The following is a 2,214-nucleotide window of genomic DNA, read 5'->3' as shown; positions in this document are numbered from 1 at the left end:
CCTGCGGGAGCGGGCCCACGGCGGGCACGACCCGGCGGGCGCCGCCCAGGACGGCCCGCCCGGCGAGGAGTTCGTCACCGTCCTGCTGCTGGAGATCCTCCCGGACGGGGGCGTACGGGCCCTGAACTGCGGCCATCCCTGGCCGTATCTGCTGACCGGCGCACGGGCCGAACCGCTCGCCCGCACCGATCCGCTTCCGCCGCTCGGCCCGTTCCCGCTGCCGCCCGAACTCTCCGCCGTGCCCTGCGGACCCCTGCTGCCCGGCGACGCGCTCGTCCTGTACACGGACGGAGCCGAGGAGGCACGGGACGCCGAGGGCCGGTTCTTCCCGCTGCGGGACGTCCTCACCGAGGCCGCGCGCGAGCACCCGCTCACACCCCGGTCCGTGCTGCGCACGGTCCTCACGGCACTGCTGCGGCACACCGTCGACCCGCCGAAGGACGACGTGGCCCTGCTGATCCTGAGGAACGAGCGGCAGGTGGGTGGCGCCCCCACAGAACTGCGCGCCACCACGTGGCCGGCCGCCATGCACCCGCCGAGCCACCTCCGGTCCCCGGCGCGACCGGCGTGACCGGCGGCGCCACGCCGTCCGTCCCGCCACGGAATGTCGGGCAGGCAGCAGGGCGGACGGCGTGGAAACGGGCCGCCGCACTGTACGAGGGGGAGCCGGCGGCCCGGCCGGCCTCTTTCGAGGCAGTTCAGTCAACCGGCCGGACACGTTCGGCGACAGTGCGCGCACGCTGCGGTTTCGAGCACTCCGTTCACACCCCGTGTGAACGCGCAGCCACTACTCTGTCCGGCACCGAGCCACCGGGGGGCCCTGAATGCAGCCCAATTCTCTGCTCGACGCGATCCTCGACGAGGCCGGGATCTCGCACGCGGGCCTGGCCGCGCACGTCAACCGGGCTGGACGGGCGCGGGGCCTGTCGCTCCGCTACGAACACACCGCCGTGGCGCGCTGGCTGAAGGGACAGCGGCCCCGGGGACAGGTGCCCGACCTGATCTGCGAGGTGCTCGCCGCCCGGCTGCACCGCCAGGTCACCCTCGACGACATCGGCCTCGGCGTGCCCGGCGGACCGTCCGTCCCGCACACCGGCTCGCTCTGCGGGTTCGTCGAGCGGGCCACCGCGCTGTGGCGCTCCGACCAGCAGCGGCGCCCGCACATACTCGGCGCCCCCGCCGTCACCGGCACACCCGCCGTCATGCCCGTGTGGGAGTGGGAGAACCCGCCCGAGGACGTGGACGTCTCCCGCGGCGGCCGGCACCGGGTCACCCCCGGCGACCTCGACATGCTGCGCGCCGCCCGCACCCACTACGAGCAGATGTACCGCAAGGCGGGCGGCGTCGCGACCCGCGCCCGGATCGTCGGCTTCCTCAACGCCGAGGCCGCCCCGCTGCTGCGCGGCCGCTACACCGACGCCACCGGCCGCCAGCTCCACCGGGCCACCGGCGGCCTGGTGGCGGTCGCCGGCATCTGCGCGTACGACTCCGACGCGCACGGCCTCGCCCAGCGCTACTTCCACCAGGCGCTGCGACTGGCGAAGGCCAGCGGGGACCGGGGGCTCGGCGCCTACGTGATCGCGCTGCTCGTCAACCAGTCGCTGTACACGCGGGAGTACCGGCAGGCCGTCGCCTTCGCGGAGGCCGCGCTGCGCGCCGCCGGCACCGACATCACCCCGGCCCTCGCCTCCGACCTGTACGCGATGCAGGCCAAGGCGTACGCGCACCTCGGCGACGGCGGCAGCGCGCTGTCCCGGATCCGGCGGGCCGAGCGGGCCGCCGAGCGGATCCGGCGCGGAACCGAACCCGACGAGACCGGCTACGTCCAGCCCGGTCTGGTCAACGTCCAGGTGGCGGAGGCGCTGCTCAGCCTCGGCGAGCTGGCGGCGGCCGGGGAGCACGCGGCGGCGGCCGTGGACAACCCCACGCACGACCGGGGCCGGGTGCACCGGCTGGCCATGCTGAGCACCGTCGAACTGCGCCGGGGCAACGCCGACAAGGCGGTGGCCATCGCGGTGCAGATGGCCGAGCAGGCCCGGGGAATGGAGTCGCAGCGGCTGCGGGACAGACTGCGCGAGGTGCGCGAGCACCTCGTCCGCAGCGGCTGCGCGGGCACCGCGGAGGCGGCCGAACTCATCGACGGGGCGCTGCGCGTGCCGCTGTAGCACGGGCGAGGTCCCGGGCCCCCGTGCCCGGCCGCGCGCCTCCGCCGCG

The 2,214-nt window shown here is 75.6% G+C and carries 2 protein-coding genes; both read left to right on the top strand.

Annotation, left to right across the window (positions count from 1 at the left end; translation table 11 throughout):
• On the top strand, positions 1–571 hold a 571-nt coding region (locus tag B7767_RS19220; protein ID WP_143652550.1), incomplete at its 5' end, for a PP2C family protein-serine/threonine phosphatase.
• 253 nt (positions 572–824) lie between these two features.
• Positions 825–2,165 (top strand): transcriptional regulator, encoded by a 1,341-nt coding sequence (locus B7767_RS19215; protein WP_085573258.1) that lies wholly within the window; start codon positions 825–827, stop codon positions 2,163–2,165.
• Positions 2,166–2,214 lie beyond the last annotated feature (49 nt).

Source organism: Streptomyces sp. 13-12-16 (assembly GCF_002114215.1).
Classification (GTDB): domain Bacteria; phylum Actinomycetota; class Actinomycetes; order Streptomycetales; family Streptomycetaceae; genus Streptomyces.
This window is presented reverse-complemented; position numbering and strand designations above follow the sequence as displayed.

Coding starts and splice junctions, on each gene's coding strand:
- B7767_RS19215 (WP_085573258.1), top strand. CDS start 825: ATGCAGCCCAATTCTCTGCTCGACGCGATCCTCGACGAGGCCGGGATC.